The sequence below is a fragment of the Vreelandella sulfidaeris genome, from assembly GCF_042429665.1.
GTDB lineage: Bacteria > Pseudomonadota > Gammaproteobacteria > Pseudomonadales > Halomonadaceae > Vreelandella.
The window spans coordinates 547,913-566,251 of sequence record NZ_JBHMAC010000010.1 but is presented as its reverse complement, the minus strand read 5'-3'; the positions used below and the strand labels follow the sequence as shown (position 1 = coordinate 566,251).

At 52.5% G+C, this 18,339-nt stretch carries 15 protein-coding genes; 10 read left to right on the top strand and 5 right to left on the bottom strand.

All coding sequences use genetic code 11. From position 1 onward, the window contains the following. The first annotated feature begins 56 nt into the window (after positions 1-56). Positions 57-548, top strand: coding sequence for a PRC-barrel domain-containing protein (locus tag ACFFLD_RS07505; RefSeq protein ID WP_386038745.1), 492 nt, complete (start codon positions 57-59; stop codon positions 546-548). A 91-nt stretch (positions 549-639) separates the two neighbouring features. Here the strand turns inward: ACFFLD_RS07505 and ACFFLD_RS07500 are convergent, their stop codons facing one another. Further along, positions 640-1,632 (bottom strand): glutathione S-transferase family protein, encoded by a 993-nt coding sequence (locus ACFFLD_RS07500; RefSeq protein ID WP_386038743.1) that lies wholly within the window; start codon positions 1,630-1,632, stop codon positions 640-642. 90 nt (positions 1,633-1,722) lie between these two features. Beyond that, the gene (locus ACFFLD_RS07495; protein ID WP_386038741.1) at positions 1,723-2,640 is read right to left on the bottom strand and encodes a LysR family transcriptional regulator; all 918 of its coding nucleotides are present in this window, start codon (positions 2,638-2,640) and stop codon (positions 1,723-1,725) included. A gap of 436 nt (positions 2,641-3,076) precedes the next feature. Between ACFFLD_RS07495 and ACFFLD_RS07490 the strand changes: the two genes are divergently transcribed. After that, positions 3,077-4,804 carry a peptidoglycan DD-metalloendopeptidase family protein gene (locus ACFFLD_RS07490; RefSeq protein ID WP_386038739.1) on the top strand — a complete coding sequence of 576 codons (1,728 nt, stop codon included), beginning with the start codon at positions 3,077-3,079 and terminating at the stop codon, positions 4,802-4,804. Between the two features lie 90 nt (positions 4,805-4,894). On the opposite strand, the gene ACFFLD_RS07485 is transcribed toward ACFFLD_RS07490, so the two are convergent. Then, on the bottom strand, positions 4,895-6,529 hold the full coding sequence (locus tag ACFFLD_RS07485; protein WP_386038737.1) for a L,D-transpeptidase family protein: 1,635 nt from the start codon (positions 6,527-6,529) through the stop codon (positions 4,895-4,897). A gap of 122 nt (positions 6,530-6,651) precedes the next feature. On the opposite strand from ACFFLD_RS07485, the gene ACFFLD_RS07480 reads away from it, so the two are divergent. The 8 genes from ACFFLD_RS07480 to ACFFLD_RS07445 all read left to right on the top strand — a co-directional run bounded on the left by ACFFLD_RS07480 (position 6,652) and on the right by ACFFLD_RS07445 (position 16,984). Next, positions 6,652-7,374: a murein L,D-transpeptidase catalytic domain family protein gene (locus ACFFLD_RS07480; protein ID WP_386038735.1), complete on the top strand. Its 723-nt coding sequence runs from the start codon at positions 6,652-6,654 to the stop codon at positions 7,372-7,374. Between the two features lie 171 nt (positions 7,375-7,545). Beyond that, positions 7,546-8,673: a CZB domain-containing protein gene (locus ACFFLD_RS07475; protein WP_386038733.1), complete on the top strand. Its 1,128-nt coding sequence runs from the start codon at positions 7,546-7,548 to the stop codon at positions 8,671-8,673. 180 nt (positions 8,674-8,853) lie between these two features. Continuing rightward, positions 8,854-9,873, top strand: coding sequence for a patatin-like phospholipase family protein (locus ACFFLD_RS07470; protein ID WP_386038731.1), 1,020 nt, complete (start codon positions 8,854-8,856; stop codon positions 9,871-9,873). 354 nt (positions 9,874-10,227) lie between these two features. Then, on the top strand, positions 10,228-11,580 hold the full coding sequence (locus tag ACFFLD_RS07465) for an MFS transporter (protein ID WP_386038729.1): 1,353 nt from the start codon (positions 10,228-10,230) through the stop codon (positions 11,578-11,580). A gap of 138 nt (positions 11,581-11,718) precedes the next feature. Next, positions 11,719-13,002: a nitrate- and nitrite sensing domain-containing protein gene (locus ACFFLD_RS07460; protein WP_386038727.1), complete on the top strand. Its 1,284-nt coding sequence runs from the start codon at positions 11,719-11,721 to the stop codon at positions 13,000-13,002. 112 nt (positions 13,003-13,114) lie between these two features. Then, a complete protein-coding gene (locus tag ACFFLD_RS07455; protein WP_386038725.1) occupies positions 13,115-13,801 on the top strand; it encodes an SDR family oxidoreductase in 687 nt (228 codons plus the stop codon). A 174-nt stretch (positions 13,802-13,975) separates the two neighbouring features. Then, positions 13,976-14,968 (top strand): LLM class flavin-dependent oxidoreductase, encoded by a 993-nt coding sequence (locus tag ACFFLD_RS07450; RefSeq protein WP_386038723.1) that lies wholly within the window; start codon positions 13,976-13,978, stop codon positions 14,966-14,968. Between the two features lie 360 nt (positions 14,969-15,328). Then, positions 15,329-16,984: a sensor domain-containing diguanylate cyclase gene (locus ACFFLD_RS07445; protein ID WP_386038721.1), complete on the top strand. Its 1,656-nt coding sequence runs from the start codon at positions 15,329-15,331 to the stop codon at positions 16,982-16,984. Here ACFFLD_RS07445 and ACFFLD_RS07440 read toward each other — a convergent pair. Continuing rightward, positions 16,981-17,535: a DUF1415 domain-containing protein gene (locus ACFFLD_RS07440; RefSeq protein ID WP_386038719.1), complete on the bottom strand. Its 555-nt coding sequence runs from the start codon at positions 17,533-17,535 to the stop codon at positions 16,981-16,983. The two genes, ACFFLD_RS07445 and ACFFLD_RS07440, sit on opposite strands and share 4 nt — an antisense overlap. A gap of 98 nt (positions 17,536-17,633) precedes the next feature. Further along, the gene (locus tag ACFFLD_RS07435; RefSeq protein ID WP_386038717.1) at positions 17,634-18,302 is read right to left on the bottom strand and encodes a GntR family transcriptional regulator; all 669 of its coding nucleotides are present in this window, start codon (positions 18,300-18,302) and stop codon (positions 17,634-17,636) included. Between the last annotated feature and the right edge of the window lie 37 nt (positions 18,303-18,339).

Below are 18,339 nucleotides of genomic sequence, written 5' to 3'. Positions count from 1 at the left end.
GAGCTACTCGAAACACCAACGGCCATCCTTCTTTCGTAGCGACAAGGAGAGATGCTATGCGTAAGACAATCCTCACTACCGCAATCAGCGCCACGCTACTGGGTACCTTTGCGATGGGCGCTCATGCTCAAAACGAGCCCCAGGGCATGTATTCTGCCGACGACATCCTTGATGCAGAAGTCTATTTTGCTGGTGGTTCCGGCGAAGAGATTGGTGATGTTGATGACATTCTGTTCGATGAAGAGATGCGTATTACCGCCATTGTTATCGAAAGTGGCTCAGTATTGGGCTTAGGCGGTCGTGAAATTGTTGTTGATACGGACTACTTCACTCTCGAAACCGAGACGGAAGCCGATGGAGACACAGAGCACCGCATCATGGTCGAAGCCAGCCAGGAAGAAGTAGAAGCCTTCCCTGCTTACAATAACGAGTGGTGGGAACAAACCAAAATGAATGCTCGTGATGCTTGGCAGTCAACCCAAGAAGGCGCCGTAAGCGCTTGGCAGAGTACCCGCGAAGCATTAGATATTGACGATAATAGTCAATAATGGTCAACGCCATTTAGCAGTAGCGTCACGTTAGCAAAAGGGCCGCCCATAGGGGCGGCCCTTTGCGTTTAGCGAGTGGTCAAACGCCGCATCAATGGCGACGAATTCCTTTCCCCGGTAAACGCTCCCGGTCGTGGGGACGTTGAAAATCAAGCAGCGGCCCCGCTGGCACAATACGCGTCGGGTTAATGGTATCGTGGCTATAATAGTAGTGGCGTTTAATATGATCCATATTGACCGTATCGGCGACTCCCGGCCACTGGTAGAGCTCTCTGAGATAGTTGGAAAGATTAGGATAGTCGTCAATGCGCTTCAAATTGCATTTAAAATGACCATAATAAACCGCATCAAACCTAATCAGGGTGGTAAACAGGCGAATATCCGCTTCGGTTAACCACTCTCCTGCCAGATAGCGCTGTTCGCTTAAGCGCGCCTCCATTCGATCTAGTGCTTCGAAAAGCGCCTTTACGTGTTTCTCGTATACGTCCTGTTCCGTCGCAAATCCCGTTTTATAGACGCCGTTATTAATATGATCGTAAACGTCGGCGTTAACATCATCGATCACATCATGCAGATCGTCGGGATAAAAATCCAAATCGTTGCCGGTAAGGTCATCAAACGCATGGTTAAATATTCGCAGGAGGTCAGCAGATTCATTATTAATGATGGCATTCCGCTGCTTGTCCCACAGCACCGGCACGGTGACACGTCCGGTATAGTGAGGGTCAGTCATCGTATAGAGCTGGTGATGAAAGTCGACGCCATTAATGGGATCACCGCTAGCCCCTTCGTCCTGCCGATAGGTCCATCCCTGCCCCAGCATTAACGGACTCACATGGGAGGTGCCGATAAGCGGTTCCAGCCCCTTCAGCTTGCGCATAATCAGAGCGCGGTGAGCCCAAGGACAAGCGAGTGAAACGTATAAGTGATAGCGCTCTTTCTCGGCAGGGTAACAGGTGCCCTCTGCTGCAGGGTTATCGCCCACCCAATCGCGTAATTGCGCTGACTCACGGACGAATTCCCCGCCATGCTTTTTAGTGTCGTACCACTGATCTTTCCACTCTCCATTTACAAGCAGTCCCATCGAGACATCTCCTGAACGTTGATTTGAAATTGTTAGCTGATCTTTTCAGCATACGCCCAGTTAAAGGAGGCTCAAGCGGATGTTTTACGGTTATTCGTTCGAGTGAATCGAATCATGCAGTGAGCATTCACTAATCACCGCTTGTTTTAGCGCGTCGGCAATCGCATGCGCCGCTGGCCCAGCACGGTCCCGATCACGAAAGATCATTTGCACCGGCACCTCACGGATACCTCCAGCAGTTAGCGGCAGCGGCTTTAATTGGCCATTTTTTAACTCTTCGCCAATACGGGTTTCCGGCATCCAGGCAAAACCTAAGCCTCGACGCAGCATATCAAGCGACGTATTCAAGTGGGCTACCGTCCAGCGCTGCTCGGCTTTCAACCATCCAGAGTTTGTCGCTTGTCGCAACGCCGAGTCTCGCACCACTAATTGCCTGTACTGAGCCAGATCGCGAAGATCTAATGACCGACCGAGCTGATGAAGAGGATGCTGCGGATGCGCCACTGCGACAAAGCGAACCGACACTAACGGTTCTCCCAAAAAGCCCTGCGCCTCAATGCCTGAAACGACTAGATCGGCACGGCCGTCGTAGAGCATTTCAATACCGCCATTCAAAACGCTTTCATGCAACTGGACGCGAACCTGAGGGTACGCTTCTGAGAAACGTTCTAACGCTTTGGCTTGGGCGGCAGCAGGAAAAATCTGGTCGATGGCCACCACCACCTCGGCTTCTAACCCCTCGGCTAACCGAGTGGCGACGTCTTCAAGTGACGCAGCGCTCTCAATTAATTGGCGCGCACGACGAAGCAGCAGCTCACCGGCTTCGGTTAACCGCACTTGCCGCCCCACTGGCTCTAGTACCTGCACCCCTAACTGCTCTTCTAATTTATGGACTGCATGATTCAGCGTGGAGGGGCTTTTATGGACGGCCTCTGCCGCACGAGCAAAACCACCATGGTCAACCACGGCGGCCAACATTTGCCATTGTGAAAGTGTTACCCGGGACATTTCGATTTCCTCAACGCAATACAGCGGATTATGCGCTTAATGTTCGAAAAAACATGGCTAGAATGCCAGGAAATGAGCCACACTTCCGCCCATGTCGTTTAAAAGCGACAAATAAAAGCGGGTAGCTGCTCATAAAAGGCACTATCTGCAGGAAATTAGCGGCTAAATATTCGACATTAGTTGTATAAGCAGTTTCATAAATTAAATTTTAGTATATGATCCAACTAACTATTTAATTAGCCTGCTTAATCAGTTACATTTGTTAGCAAACAGTGTTTAAAAATTAAGTTTACTGCTTATTAACTGCTTTTTTGTCTTTAATTACGTTTTGTGTATGGATATACAGTCTATGCACCCCGTACGTCATGGGGTATGGTTTCCGGGTTTATACTATCTATAGTTATTTTTAATCACGAACTCGGCGGTCTATTTACCCATGTTGCGAATCCTCCATTCGCTGCCTCGCACGCATAAATTATTGTTGTTACCCGTGGCCACCATGGTCACTGTGCTAGGCACACAGAAGTTATTGACGACATACCAAGATTTAAATCAACCCTATACACCGCTAGAAAGCGTGCTGGTTCCGCTTCCTAGCGATTCTACTCCGGGTGTTCCGTCTCTGCGTCAAGAACGCACCCCGGTGGCAGAAGCGATCGACCGCGCCTCTCGCGCCATCGACGCCACCCGCGAAAACATTCCTCTTAGTGAACTTACCGCAACAGAAATCATTGATCTTGATGTCAACGTCATTGCGACGGCTGAAGCTGACATGACAGGCCAACCTGCATCAGATCAAACTGTGACGCTGCCTGATGTGGCATCCATCGATGATTCCGCCTTTGATGTAGAGGCACTGGGCGGCAGCCTGATAGACGACGGCGCGCTGCACATGGCAATTGTGCTGGGCACTATCACCAGCGGCATGCTGGATTTCAACGACGCTTCCTCACCTCATATTGCCGATGCCACTTCTTATGAAGATTACGGTACCGAGCTATTTGATGACATCTCGTTTTTAGAAATAGAGTTGGCGGCGGAAGAGCCGTTTGTGCCCAGTTGGGAAACCCATATTGTCGAATCGGGCGAAACGTTTGCGGTACTGGCGCAAAACGAACTAGGTCTTGGTTACAGCGAAGTAATGGCCCTGCTGGAGGACTTACCCGATCAACGCATGCTGACCAACTGGCGCGCTGGGCATAGTTTCGAATACCAATTGGATGAAGCGGGTCGCTTGCTGTCGCTACGGATGATGAAAAACACCCGCGATGGCATTTTACTGGAGCGTGATTCAGACCATTTCGCTATCACCACCATTGAACGCCAGGGTGAGCCTGTCCAGCGTCTTTATGCGGGTAGCGTCAGCGGTAGTTTTGCACGCTCTGCACAGGCGACGGGCTTAAACAGTGGATCGGTCACGGAACTCACCAAACTGCTTGAAAAGAAACTTGATTTTCGTCGTGATAGCCGCCGCGGAGACCGCTTTCAGGTACTGGTGGAATCAGACATGATCGACGGTGAAACGCTGGATTCTCGCGTATTGGCGGTTCGGTACGAAGGCGAGCGCATGGACCTCACCGTCGTGCGCAATGCTACCGACGAGCGTTTCTATACCCCCGAAGGCGGAAGCCTGGACCCGGCGTTTGCTCGCTATCCGTTTGAGGGCAGCTACCGCTTAAGTTCTGGCTACAACCCGCGCCGTAAGCACCCGGTTACTGGACGTATCAGCCCCCATAACGGCACCGACTTTGCCATGCCGATTGGTACGGCGGTAGTGGCACCTGCCAACGGTGTTGTTGAGCGCGTCACTCACCACTATGCCGCAGGCAACTATATTATTGTTCGCCACGACAACGGCTATCGGACCCGCTATCTGCACCTTTCCCGTCCGCTGGTTAAACAGGGCGACCGGGTAACGATGGGTGAACGTATTGCGCTCTCAGGCAATACAGGACGCAGCACAGGTCCTCACCTGCACTACGAGGTCATCGTTAACAACTCCCCGGTGAACGCAATGAAGGTGCCGTTGCCCGAAAACACCAGCTTGAGCGGCGATACGTTGATTGCTTTCCAAAATCAGGCAGCGCCTATCTTGGCCACCCTGGAAAGCGGTGAAACAGGACCGGTTAGTGTGGCGACTTATCAGCAGGATAGCGACGACTAACGATCCACTATCATGGCTTTTAAACCTACAAAACACCGCCGACATTGGGCGGTGTTTTGCTATCAGGACACCCGCTAACCCTGTAGGCTTTTAAACAGAGCGCTGTAACGCAGCCAGCAGCGTCGCATCCCGCCGATAGATATCAGGTCTGAATTCAACTTCCCCTTGCGCATTCGGCCATACGGTCAAATAGTGCAGCGCAATAGGAATGCGTTGATCCAGGTTCACGTTGCGGTCGCTCCCTCCTTTTAACAACGTATCCATTTGATAATGGCTACCGGAATCTTGCAGTAACAATTGCGCCAGCTCAGCAACGCCTTCCACCCGAATACAGCCCGAGCTTAGCGCACGCTGGTCTCGGTTGAAGAGACCTCTGGCAGGCGTATCGTGCAAGTAAATCATGTCATCATTGGGAAATCTGATCACCACGCGGCCCAGCGGGTTACCCGACCCAGCCACTTGACGCAACATCACACCGCCTGGGCGTTGCCAATCGATATCTTCTGCCATCAGCGGCTCACCGGAGAGACTAATGACCTGGATGTTTTGACGTGCCAAGTACTCGTTATCAGCCCGCACTCGCGGCAGCACGTCCTCACGCATGATGGTCGGAGGAATCGTCCACGAAGGATTAATCGTTAAATGACTAATGGCAGAGTGAATAATGGGCGTTTCTCGACGCGGAGCACCGACCACCACTCGAGCATCCCAGTGCTGCCCATTAGGACGCACATAGTGCATTCGATATCCTGCGATATCGACCCAAACCCGTGGTTCTTCAGCCTGCATTGGGCGAATCCAGCGTGCCCGCTCCAAGTTCACCCGCAGTTGATCGATGCGGGATGCCACCGACATATTTAGCGCTAAACGGGTTTGCTCACCCACCACGCCATCTTCCTGCAGCAAATGTCGCCGTTGGAAACGCCTCACGGCAGCTTCTAGCGGGGCATCGAACGTACGACGGTTAGACGCCGTTTTTACGTCTACCTGCGGGTAGGCGCTGCTATCGGCCACTAGCACACCCGCGTCGCCCCATAACGCCAACCGTTGACGCAATATGGCAACATCGTCGGCCTCATCACCAGGACGAAGCGATTCATCCCGCCTGAGTAACGTCGGTACGCTGCCTACGTTGGCTAATTGATAATGCTCCTTTAAAGCATCACGCAGCTGACGGTACTCAACTGAGGAAGGCCTTGCTAGTGCAATCGCCCTGTCCAAGTCGCGATCCTCGACAGCATGCACCAAGCGCAGCAGCGAGTATCGTCGCTCGGGGCGTGGGGCAGTCCAGTTGGGTTCAATGTCGCGTGGGTTTACCTTACCGCGCTCTAAGTGATCCAGCGCCAGCAGCAGCGATTGAGTAGCGTTAATATCAAATAACGCCTGAGTGGTTTCACCACCTGCCTGGCTCTGTTGGAACTCATTGAGCAACGAATCGGCATGATAATCGTTAGGCACCAACCCATCGTTAGCCAGGCCATTTAGCGCCGCCACCAATGCCTCAACGGCTTCCACGGCCTGCCAGGCAGGCTCACCATCACGCAAGTGATAAAACTCGGCGATAGGCAAGCGGTGCGCTTCAAAGGCGGTTAACTGCTGGGTTAATGCCTGCTGTAAAGGCGCTGAAGCCGCATACGCGTTATGGCTACCTATAGGGCTATGGCTAAGGATGAGACATAGAGCGACCCCTACCGCCCCTCGTCTTAATAATTGTCTCTCGTTCATCGCCCTCTCCTTGCGTTACTATCGTCTTCGGCACGCATTGTCCTTATGCTGACAGACAGCGTCATTGTCTTAGTCGGCTACTCTTTTTATCATGACTGATATCGCTTGCGGGATCGATTTATATGGCTTTTCGCTTACATATTGCTACATTGCTACTCTCCCTGCCGTTAGCTTTGTTTACCTCCCCATTACATGCCGCTAGTTTTTTTTCTCAGGTTGCTTCTGCGCCCCCTTCTGGCGTATTACCTCTACATCACCAATTGCTCCAGCTCGCCCCACAGGCCACCCCCAGCGCGCTGCGTTTAGCGGCCCAGGCCCTACAGTGTGCCGACCCCTCGGCTAAACGCCTTGCGGTGATTGATTACTCGCTGCCGTCTAGCGAACCTCGGCTATGGGTATTTGATTTGCAGCATCATAAGCTGCTCTTTGAAGAGCTGGTCTCGCACGGACAAGGCTCCGGCGATGCCCAAGCGGAGACCTTTTCTAATATTCCCGATAGCCACCAGTCCAGCATTGGTCTTTTTCGCACCATGAATAGCTATTACGGCCGCAACGGCTATTCGTTGCGTCTAGAAGGGCTTGAACCTGACGTCAACGACATGGCCTTTGAACGCGCGATTGTGATTCATGGTGCGGACTATGTCAGCGATGCCTTTATTACTAAAACGGGCAGGTTGGGCCGAAGCCATGGCTGTCCGGCAGTGCGTGAAGACGTTACTTATCCCTTAATCAACAGCCTAAAAGAGAACCAGTATGTGTTCGCTTACTATCCTGACGCTGAGTGGCTTGCCACCTCTGCGTTTCTGGATTGCAAAACAGGCGCGACACAGCTTGCACAACGTTAATATTGGTCTATTACTTCATAAAGGGATGCACTAGCAATCTCAGTCTTAGGAGCATAGCGCGGCTGGTTTTTTTCATCATTAACCGCTAAAGCAGGCACGTCAGGACTTCCTCTGTAATAATTTGTGACAAATCAACACAAATTATTACCCTACGCCTCAGGTGTCGCTGTCATGTTCACCTTTATGCACCCTTATCAGAAAATTCGCCGCCTGGAACAGGAAGTCGCTGACCTACGCGCTCAGCTAAAAGACGCGCCCCCCACATCAAGCTGCCGCCTGTTAAGCCTGATGAAGCCAACGCACTCCATCGGCATATTACAATCTCGAGGAGCAGACATGCTGGCCTCGATGAATAGCAGCTTGCAGGAGTATGCCGACCAGCTTGCTGGCGAGCGTGCGACGTTGACAGAGACATCGTCACTTATTAACGCCGCTGAACAGGCGGTCAGTCGCCTTTATCAACGTTGCCATGTGTCAGCGGATGCCAACATCACCCCACCGCCGTTATCAGCCGATACGCTAAAAGCCATGGGCCAGTTTCAGGCGACGCTCGCTCAGCATGCCAACCATGCTCATGCATTAGCTATCAATACCGCACAGGAAGCAGCCTGCCAACAAGGGCTGCAGGAAAGCGCCGACCATGCCCACCATGAAGACCCAGCGAGGATAGAAAGTATCGCTGATGACGCCCATCTTTTAGCACTTAACATGCACCAGATGAGCCATCAGATGAACGTGCTCATGGAGCAGGTTAATAGTCAGGTGAGGGAGCACTCGCAGGCCATGAAGCAAAAACATCAGGCCGACGAGGAGATGGCTCAGGCGGCATACGCTGCCAAGCGAGCACTGGAACAACTAACGGATCAAACGCAGCACATGCACAAAGTGATACATCACAGTGCCACAGCTGCCTTTCTTCACTCTGCCAAGTTAGATCATGCCGTGTGGAAGTATCGGCTTTATAAGCACCTATTGTCCGCCAACATGGATATTAGGCTGGAGAACCATCAGCAATGCCGTTTAGGGCGCTGGCACCAACTGGGCGAAGACTATCACCGCTACGCCCATAGCGATGCTTACCGAGCATTGATTGCACCGCATCGACGCATGCATGAAAGTGGCGCGGAGGCGCTCAATTTTGCTCGCCTGGGTGACCACCCTGGTCTTTTGGCTTCTTTAGGCATCATGGAAGAAGCCAGCCATCAGCTTGCCTTACAGTTGGACAAGCTGATGGAGCACGCCTTGTACGACGCACCTTTCACCGCCAGCCAATTCCCCCCTTTAACGGGCAGATCTTAACAAAGACTCCTAACCCCCTATCGGCGCAGGCTCATAGGGGTGTCTCGCTTACCCGTTATGCCTTTATTGCTAGCCAACACTGAGGTTTAACCTGAATCCCCTTGCGCCTTTCCTAGCGGTCTATGCCATGCTGACATCACTGCAATCACTCTCTTCACCGGTCGCAATGGAAAAAAGCACATGACACAGGTCAAAAAGCTAGATCTCGCATTACAAGGCGGTGGCGCTCACGGCGCGTACACATGGGGTGTTATTGATCGGCTCCTGGCGGATGAGCGCATTGATATTGAAGGTATTAGCGGCACCAGCGCCGGCGCGATGAATGGCGTGGTCATGGCCGATGCGCTGACCCGCGGCAATAAAGAGACAGCCCGCCAAGCGCTACGTGACTTTTGGCAAGCGGTCAGCCGTGCTGGCATGGCCAGTCCCATCCGCCGTTCGCCCTTGGATATATTGACCGGCAACTGGAGCCTCGATCATTCGCCCGGGTTTATTGCGATGGACTTATTAAGCCGGGTGGCCTCGCCTTATCAGCTCAACCCACTCAATATCAATCCGCTGCGCGACATAGTCGCGAACCATATCGATTTCGAACGCGTGCGCCAATGCGAGCAACTGAAACTGTTTGTGGCAGCCACCAACGTGCGCACAGGCAAGCAGCGCGTATTTCGACGTGAAGAGATGAGTGTTGATGCAGTAATGGCCTCTGCCTGCTTACCGTTTATGTTTCAAGCCGTCGAGATTGACGGTGAAGCGTACTGGGACGGTGGCTATATGGGCAACCCGGCGCTTTTTCAACTCATGGAGGAGTGTAGCTCAAGGGATATCCTATTGATTCAAATAAACCCTATTAGTCGTCACGACGTACCCACATCGGCGTCGGCGATTATGAACCGCCTCAACGAAATCACCTTTAATTCGGCCCTGATTAAAGAGATCCGTATGATTGCACTGCTTAAACATGCCCTCGATGAACAGGGTATTGAAAATTGTTATCAACAGGCACTTTTTCACCGCATCAGCGGCGAGATGGCACTTGAAGAGCTGTCAGTTTCCAGCAAGTCGAATTCAGAATGGCCTTTTCTATGCCATTTATGTGAGCAAGGACAGGCAGCCGCTGAACGCTGGTTGAGTGAACATTTTGATGCCATCGGCGAATACTCGACGCTGGATATCGACACGGTCTATCTGAATGAATAATAACGACGCACCTACCGCGTTTCACCTCCCCTCTCTATAAGTACCCTCTATAGCACCAGGATGCTGCAAAACGTGGGTTGCCTGCCCACTCATGCAGCAATCTGCTGGCCTCGCAATGCTCGAGCTCTGTATAAAAATAAATTAAAATTCTGATTTTTTAAAAGAATTATTTAACTGGCAAGCTAACTGCATAGTTTACCGCAATGGTGGTAGGCGTGGACCAGGCCCTACGGGTACGAGTGCGTCGAACCTGACCTTCAACGATGAAGGCATGTTTCGTCAATTTCTTGCGCGACGCACCAACTAAGGCGTGGCGTAGTGATCAACTCGGTTTATGCACCAGTGAGGCTACCCATGGATATTCGTAACAAAGCCAACCGCATACGGCTCTTGAATTTCTCCACTCCCCAGATGCGCGCATTTCACTTTTCATGGTTCGCGTTTCATATCTGCTTTTTCGGCTGGTTTGGCATTGCTCCTCTCATGGCGATTGTGCGCGAAGACCTGTCGCTGACCCAAACGCAAATTGGCAATACCATTATTGCCTCGGTGGCGATCACCGTGATCGTACGCCTGGCTATTGGTGTGCTATGCGACCGCATTGGGCCGCGCAAGACCTATACCGGCCTGCTGCTGTTAGGCGCCCTGCCGGTGATGGGGATTGGCCTGGCCGATAGCTTTGAGACATTCCTGCTCGCACGCTTGGCGATTGGTGCCATCGGCGCTTCGTTTGTGATCACTCAGTACCATACCTCCATGATGTTTGCCCCTAATGTGGTCGGCACCGCTAATGCCACCAGCGCGGGCTGGGGCAACCTGGGGGGCGGCACGACACAAATCCTTATGCCGCTAATTTTCTCGGGCATGCTGATGCTGGGCATTAATGAAGCCTTCGGCTGGCGCCTGGCCATGATGGTGCCAGGTGTCGTGATGCTCTTTACCGGCATTGGCTACTGGTTATTTACGCAAGATGCGCCGAATGGCAATTTCAGTGAGCTACGTGCCCGCGGCGAGCTACCGGAAGCCAGTGGAGAGAATGGTGCAAAACACTGTTTTCTCGCCGCCGCCAAGGATATCCGAGTATGGGCACTATTTGTTGTCTATGGCCTCTGTTTCGGGGTGGAACTTACGATCAACAATATTGCTGCCATCTACTTTTTTGACAAATTTGACCTCACCCTTGCCACGGCGGGACTGATCGCCGGCTTATTTGGCCTTATGAATATTTTTGCTCGTACGCTGGGAGGCGTCTTTTCTGACCTTTTCGCTAAACAAGGAGGCCTGAAAGGACGCGTACGGTGGCTATTTATAGCGCTCATTTGTGAGGGGATTGCCCTGGTGGCGTTCTCTCAGATGCATGTGCTGAGTCTCGCGATTGGCATCATGCTCGTGTTTAGCTTATTCGTGCAAATGGCCGAAGGGGCAACGTTTGGGGTGGTTCCGTTTATCAATAAAAAAGCCCTGGGTGCCGTCGCGGGGATTGTCGGTGCTGGAGGTAATGTCGGCGCGGTGAGTGCGGCTTTTCTGTTTCGCAGCGAAAGTTTGAGCTATCAACAGGGGCTATTCTATTTAGGCCTCACGGTGCTTGCTCTGGCATCTTGTGTGCTGCTGGTTCGCTTTAGCGACGCCACCGAAGCCGAAGAGGCCACTGCTTATCGTGATGCGGTCGGTGATGAGGCAGGGGCAGGCGCGCTGTCGTTACGTTAAGCGCTAGCCCATACGTCCCCACTATCTCCTACGCCCAATAACCGTCGCAGATAGAGGGGACGTTCACGGCGGCAAGCTATTAAGGAAATAGCTATTTAATAAATAGTTATCAATGAAATAATTATTAAGGAAATAGTTATGTCTTCAGCGCAGCAGTTGCTGCTAACCGCTATTCGTTGCGATATCGACAACCTTACCCATCTTGCCATCACGGCTGACATTGTCGGCGATATCAGTCATTTTATTCATATGCTCCAGCGTGAACGGGGCGCATCCACTATTTATCTTGCCTCACAGGGACAACGTTTCAACACTCGCCGCAATACGTATCGCCAGCATAGTCAGCAGGCCGAAACGTTAATGCGTCAGCGGCTGGAAGCACTTAGTCAGGAAGCTCGCCCCCAGGCGGCTGCTCGTTTACTGCGCCGCATCGCGGCTGTTTGGTATGCGCTCGACGAACTGGGTAGCTTACGCCATGCCATTGATACGTTTGCGATATCTCCCGATGCCGCGACTCAGGCATTCAACCAGTTGACCAGCGGCTTGTTAGCGATCGTTTTTGAAGCTGCTGACACGTCTATCGATCCGGATATTACCCGCACCCTGGTGGCGATTTTTCATTTGATGCAAGGTAAGGAACTGGCTGGTCAGGAGCGCGCCTGTGGCGCGTTTGGTTTTACCCACGGTCATTTCGATAACGCCCACCGCGACTTGTTGAATCAGTTGGTAAGGGATCAGCAGCGCTGCTTTGATACCTTTGTCGAATTTGCTACCCCCGAAGGCCAACAGGTGTGGCAGAAGGAACTCTCACCCCGAACGTTGTCAGGAATTGCCCATTTACGCGACATCGCCTGCCAGCGCACGTCAACGACGTCTCCAACCGTCGAAGAGATACCGGATACGCTGAGTGAGACCTGGTACGAACTCACTACCCTGCGTATCGATTCAATGAAGCGCGTTGAAGAGGCACTCATTTCACAACTTAGCCTGGTTTGCCATCGCAAAATCACCCAGGCAAAAGATACCTTGGCCGATGCCAAAGCCCAGCCATGCCAGACGCCTACCGCTCCCTGCGAACAGTTGCTGGCATTAAATGATACACAACCATTAGGTGAGCTGACCGTTAATGCCCTAACTTCGCCATTAGGACGCTCACTCATTGAACTGACCCAAGCACAGGCTGGCCGGTTACAGGGACTTAGCGATGAGCTTGAAAATACCCGCAAAGCGCTTCGTGAACGCAAACTAATCGAGCGCGCCAAGGGGCTTATTATGGCCCACCAGGAGATGAGCGAAGAAGAGGCCTACCGCTTTTTACGTAAAACCTCCATGGATCAAAGCAAAAGCATGGCCGCCATGGCACAAACGATTCTGGATCTCTCGACAATGCTAAAACGCAAAGAAGAAAAGCGCTCGCATTAACGATACACAAGCAACTAAGCCGACCCCTGGAGGCAACGCCTCGATTTGCAGGATTCTTTTACCTTGACCATGCTAAAGACTTACCTGACTAGCAAAGCAAGGAGAATAATCCATGCAACATAGCGTGCTATTGATTACCGGCGCCTCTAGCGGCATCGGGGCAGCCACCGCCCGAGCAGCCTCACGCGAAGGCTATAAGCTGGTGTTGGCCGCTCGATCTGGCGACAAACTCACCGCGTTAGCTCAAGAGCTGGGGCCTGAAAATGTACTGACCTGTGAGCTGGATGTTACCAACCAAGAACAGCAGCAGGCGATGGTCGATCAGACGCTTGAAACGTTTGGCCGTCTTGACGCGGTTTTTGCCAACGCGGGTCGCGGCGGTTCCCCCGGCGGTTTTAGCAGCGCTGACCACGATGCTTGGCGCAATATGATCCTCACTAATATTTATGGCGTCGGGCTTACGATTCAGACCTGCTTACCAGCGCTTAAGCGCAGTAAAGGCCATGTATTATTGACCGGCTCAGCGGCGGGCCGCACCACCATTCCAGGCTCAATGTATAGCGCCACCAAATGGGCAGTCACCGGAATCGGCTATAACCTGCGTGAAGAATTACGCGGCACCGGCATGCGTGTCACACTGATCGAGCCTGGAATGGTCGACACCGCCTTTTTCGATGAACCGCCGGAGAACGCTTTGGAAGACCGTGACATCGCCAATGCAGTGATCTATGCCCTTTCCCAGCCTGCCCACGTAGACGTTAATGAGATCCTGATTCGCCCTACACCTGCGCAGGAATGAGGCAACCTCATTGAGCGAGAGCGCGTTAACAAACGGCTTAGTACGACAGCGGATAGAGTTCGGTCGCCATGCGCACCTTGTAATTCACCAGTAGTGACCGCATTACGTGTTATTAGCAAGCGCGCTAAGTAATTTATCACGCAATGCGCCCACGTATTAATTTGCAGGTGACCCATGAGCCAACTCGCTTCCACCGCACTCTCCGTTCTGGATCTGGCCCCTATCCGTCAGAATGGTAGCGCCGCCGAGACCTTCCGTGACAGTGTCTCATTAGCACAGTTAACCGAGCGTCTCGGCTACACCCGTTACTGGCTAGCGGAACACCACAACATTGCCGGCATCGCGAGCGCAGCAACCGCCGTGTTGATCGGCCATATCGCCGGACAAACGTCGTCTATCCGCGTGGGTAGTGGCGGCATCATGCTACCCAATCATCCGCCGCTAGTGATTGCCGAACAGTTCGGTACACTTGAAACCCTCTATCCAGATCGGATTGATTTGGGCTTAGGCCGTGCGCCGGGGTCGGATGGCGCCACCATGCAAGCCATGCGCCGCAATGCCCACGCGGGAGTGGATGACTTTCCTCAACTGCTCAATGAGCTACGTAGTTACCTGGGCGAGGCCGCTCCCCAGCAGCGTGTAAAAGCGGTGCCAGGACAAGACACCCATGTGCCAATATGGTTGCTGGGATCAAGCGGTTATAGCGCTCAGTTGGCGGCTAAATTAGGATTACCCTTTGCGTTCGCCGCCCAGTTTGCGCCAGGTTACTTATTTGAGGCCTTACGCTTATACCGTGACAATTTCCGCCCTTCTGAACACCTGGATAAGCCCCACGCGATGGTCGGCCTGCCGGTAATGGCTGCCGAAAATGATGCGATGGCCCACTATTTGGCGACCACGGCGCAGCAAAAATTCCTCAATCTCATTCGTGGCAAGCCAACGCAATCGATGCCACCGGTAGAAAGCATGGATTGGTCGCCAGTAGAGCAGGCCCAGGTCAGCCAGTTCCTGGGCGCAGCGATTATCGGTGGTCCCGAAACCGTTAAAGCGGGGCTGGAAGAGTTCCAGGAACGCACGGGAGCTGACGAATTGATGATAAACAGCGATTTTTACAATCACTCGGATCGCTTGCGCAGCTACGAGATTGTTGCTGAAGTCGCTCGCTGAGTGCTTTATTGCCCCACAAGAGATTAGCGACGTTAGGTGTTATCGGGCGCTCTCCCCCTGAGCGCCCGATAACATTGCCGAGCTGATAATGGTTGATAGCCCAACATACCTCGGAACAAACCAACACTACGCAAGCCGTATGGCCCGCTCAGCCTTGTGCCGCCTTCCATCAGCGCAACAATGCCAGCCATTGTGTCACCGCACATGAGCTCCCCGCCATCGATACAAACGTCGAGCAAACTCACCACTTTTCCGGTAAGGTTGAGGTCTTAACATAGCGTTAGGCGCTTGGCAGCCACTCCTTAACTAGGGGAGGATCCGCCTTTTGAGCACATCACTTCCACGGGAAAGCAATTGGTAATGTCGATTATTTCCTCGCTAATAGCACGCTTCTCTCTGCGCTCACGCTTTATAGCCTTGATTGCCACGCTGGTATTTGCCACCACGCTACTACTGGGCTGGGTAGCCTCCAGCGAATCGGCCGAGCAAATGGAAGCCCATATCGGCGATGCCGCGTCTGAAGCCGTCTATCAAATGGTGGATAAGCTCGACCGTAGCATGGATGCGCGGATTAAAGAGGTGAAACTACTGTTAGGCATGCAAGCGCTTACTAATGCCACCAATACGGATGTGCTGCGAGAACAGCTGGAGCGCCTGCAGGAAAATCACAACGTTGTGTCATGGATCGGTTTTACCGACCCCGAAGGCACGGTACAGGCCGCTACGGGAGGCATTTTAGAAGGCGTCTCCATTGCTCAGCGCCCAGTCTTTATCGAAGGCCAACAGCAGCTTTGGATCGGCGATGTTCATGAGGCCGTGTTATTGGCTCAATTACTACCCAATCCCAGCGGTGAAGCGCTCAAATTTGTCGATATCGCCACGCCTGTTTATGATCGCAATGGTGATTTTCATGGTGTACTCGCTGTCCATTTAAGCTGGCAGTGGGCTGAATATATCCAGCACACCATGCTCTCTCCGGCCGCCCAGCAGCACGACTTAGATATGCTGCTGCTCTCGGCCGATGGCACTGTTTTGTTGGGGCCACCTGAGCTGCTGGGTCAATCCCTTAATACGTTGGAACATGTTCCCAGCCCAGGCGATACGTTGCCTCAGTGGGCCATTGAAACGTGGCCCAACGGCGAGCGCTATGTGACGGGTTACGCCCGTAGCAGCGGCTTTGAAGACTTTTCCGGGCTCGGCTGGATAGCGGTTAGTCGGCAATCGGTTGATACCGCGTTTGCCCCTGTCGACAAGCTTCAGGCAGCGATTATGGGCATAGGTTTATTGCTGGCGCTGCTATTTGCGTTGATCGGCTGGGGAATTGCATCGCGGATGGTGGCTCCACTGACGCGATTAGCGATTGCCGCTGATCAGATACAGGATAGCGAAAACGCCGAGTGTATTCCGCTGGAACGCGGCTCGCCTGAGCTTAAACGGCTATCGTTTTCGATGCGCAACATGGTCGGCCGCCTGCTGGATCAACGCAGAAAAATTAACCGTTTAGAGGATTTAGCCAACACCGACCCGCTAACTGGCTTGCCAAATCGCGCGTTTCTAAACCAGTACCTTCAGCTCGCCATGCCCGAAGCAGAACGCAATCAACTAAGCATGATCGTCATTTTCATCGACCTTGATGGCTTTAAGCAGGTCAATGACGAACTTGGCCACCACGCGGGTGACCTTTTACTGATCGAGATTACTCAGCGGCTAAAAAACGCGCTGCGCAGTGGCGATGTAGTGGCACGCCTGGGTGGCGATGAGTTTGTCATGGTGCTTAAAACGAAACAGGAATATCTTGAAAAGCTCACCAATGAGATTAGCCATCGCATTCTAAACTCCGTCGACCACCCTGTTTTACTCCCTAACGACGAACAGGCCCAGGTAGGTTGTAGCCTAGGTGCTGCGTGGTGGCCTCACCATGGACTCAACATCAATACGGTCATGCAGCTTGCGGATGAGGCGCTCTATGCTGCCAAAAACAAAGGCAAGCATCAGCTAGTCATACATCAACATTAGCTATTCAGCTCAAAACAGTGCTGAAGCTGTGCTTCAACTGCCTTACTCCCCATGGCGGTTAACTTGGCAATGTTTTGCTCAGGAATGGTGTCGGTATCGCCGTAAAACTCGATCGCTTTTTCAACACTCTCTTCGCGCAACAGATGCACCATGGCGTAGGGCGAACGGTTAGTATAGTTCGATGCGTCGTCGGGCTCAGTGCCCTCAAAGCAGTAGTCAGGATGGAACGTCGCTAGCTGATAAATGCCTTCATACCCCTGGTCGACCAAGATGCTTTCAGCCAACTCCACGAAATCCAGATAGTGGTCAAAGCTTTTAAACAAGGTGGGAAATACCAGCAGTGTGGTTTCCGTTTCAGGGTGATCATCAAGCCACTGCACCTCGACCATAAGCTCTTCTAGTGCCACTTCGATTTTTTTAGAGCGCACCACCTCAACGCGGATACTGTCACGTTCAAGTTCGCGGCGGGCAAAGGGGCAAATATCCTGGGCAACAATAAAGCTGCTCACCCACTTAAGGGTTTGCGCGACTACCTGGGTATCTGCGTACATAAAAATCTCATTATCATTAGCAAAGCGATGATCGCCATGCGGGTTTACTTTTTTACCACTTTAGATGGTAAACAGATGGTGAGGCGCCGCTTCTTCTCTTAAACGTGCTCTTGATAGCGCTTTAGAGCCACTTCATAAGACTTGCGGATATGGTCGTCCATTAATTCACGCGCGACTTTTGCATCGCGCTGCAACGCGAGCTCAACAAGCTGATGATGCTGTTCATCCAGTTCTTGCCGAATCGTCGGCATTTTCGGCCCTAGACGTCGGTAGCGATCAAATTGATCATGTAACTGCTCAATGAAGCGCAATAACCAGACCGAGCCGCACGGCGCCACCAGGGTACGGTGGAACTGGGTATGTAGATGCTCCCACTCATCGACATTATCCACATTGATAGTGATGCGTTTTAGACGGTGGGCCGCTGCCAATAAATCGGCTTCCCAGAGCGAGTCACCATGCTCAATGGCTCGTTCAAGCGCCATTCCCTCCATTTCCAGACGCATTTGGGTAATATCATCCAACTCATCTCGCGAAAGCCTGGGCACGCGAAAACCACGTTGGTTTTCCTGGATCAATAATCCATAGGCGGCCAGCTTATTGAGCGCCTCGCGAAGTGGGCTTAAACCGACCTGATACTGCTCTTTCAGCGCATTAATAGCGAGCTTCTCACCCGCCACAAACCGACCGCCAACCAAATCCTTACGTAAATGATCGAACACTCGGCTTGATGCCGTACCCACGGGGGTGGGCAATGAATTATTCATGGCCATATCCTTTGTTCGCCTCCGCCCAAGCGGTCTA

Excerpts from the sequence above, each read along its gene's own strand:
- ACFFLD_RS07475 (WP_386038733.1), top strand. The coding sequence starts at position 7,546 with ATGTTCACCTTTATGCACCCTTATCAGAAAATTCGCCGCCTGGAACAG.
- ACFFLD_RS07465 (WP_386038729.1), top strand. The coding sequence starts at position 10,228 with ATGGATATTCGTAACAAAGCCAACCGCATACGGCTCTTGAATTTCTCC.
- ACFFLD_RS07490 (WP_386038739.1), top strand. The coding sequence starts at position 3,077 with ATGTTGCGAATCCTCCATTCGCTGCCTCGCACGCATAAATTATTGTTG.
- ACFFLD_RS07500 (WP_386038743.1), bottom strand. The coding sequence starts at position 1,632 with ATGGGACTGCTTGTAAATGGAGAGTGGAAAGATCAGTGGTACGACACT.
- ACFFLD_RS07460 (WP_386038727.1), top strand. The coding sequence starts at position 11,719 with ATGTCTTCAGCGCAGCAGTTGCTGCTAACCGCTATTCGTTGCGATATC.
- ACFFLD_RS07485 (WP_386038737.1), bottom strand. The coding sequence starts at position 6,529 with ATGAACGAGAGACAATTATTAAGACGAGGGGCGGTAGGGGTCGCTCTA.
- ACFFLD_RS07435 (WP_386038717.1), bottom strand. The coding sequence starts at position 18,302 with ATGAATAATTCATTGCCCACCCCCGTGGGTACGGCATCAAGCCGAGTG.
- ACFFLD_RS07450 (WP_386038723.1), top strand. The coding sequence starts at position 13,976 with ATGAGCCAACTCGCTTCCACCGCACTCTCCGTTCTGGATCTGGCCCCT.
- ACFFLD_RS07455 (WP_386038725.1), top strand. The coding sequence starts at position 13,115 with ATGCAACATAGCGTGCTATTGATTACCGGCGCCTCTAGCGGCATCGGG.
- ACFFLD_RS07505 (WP_386038745.1), top strand. The coding sequence starts at position 57 with ATGCGTAAGACAATCCTCACTACCGCAATCAGCGCCACGCTACTGGGT.
- ACFFLD_RS07445 (WP_386038721.1), top strand. The coding sequence starts at position 15,329 with ATGTCGATTATTTCCTCGCTAATAGCACGCTTCTCTCTGCGCTCACGC.
- ACFFLD_RS07480 (WP_386038735.1), top strand. The coding sequence starts at position 6,652 with ATGGCTTTTCGCTTACATATTGCTACATTGCTACTCTCCCTGCCGTTA.
- ACFFLD_RS07470 (WP_386038731.1), top strand. The coding sequence starts at position 8,854 with ATGACACAGGTCAAAAAGCTAGATCTCGCATTACAAGGCGGTGGCGCT.
- ACFFLD_RS07495 (WP_386038741.1), bottom strand. The coding sequence starts at position 2,640 with ATGTCCCGGGTAACACTTTCACAATGGCAAATGTTGGCCGCCGTGGTT.
- ACFFLD_RS07440 (WP_386038719.1), bottom strand. The coding sequence starts at position 17,535 with ATGTACGCAGATACCCAGGTAGTCGCGCAAACCCTTAAGTGGGTGAGC.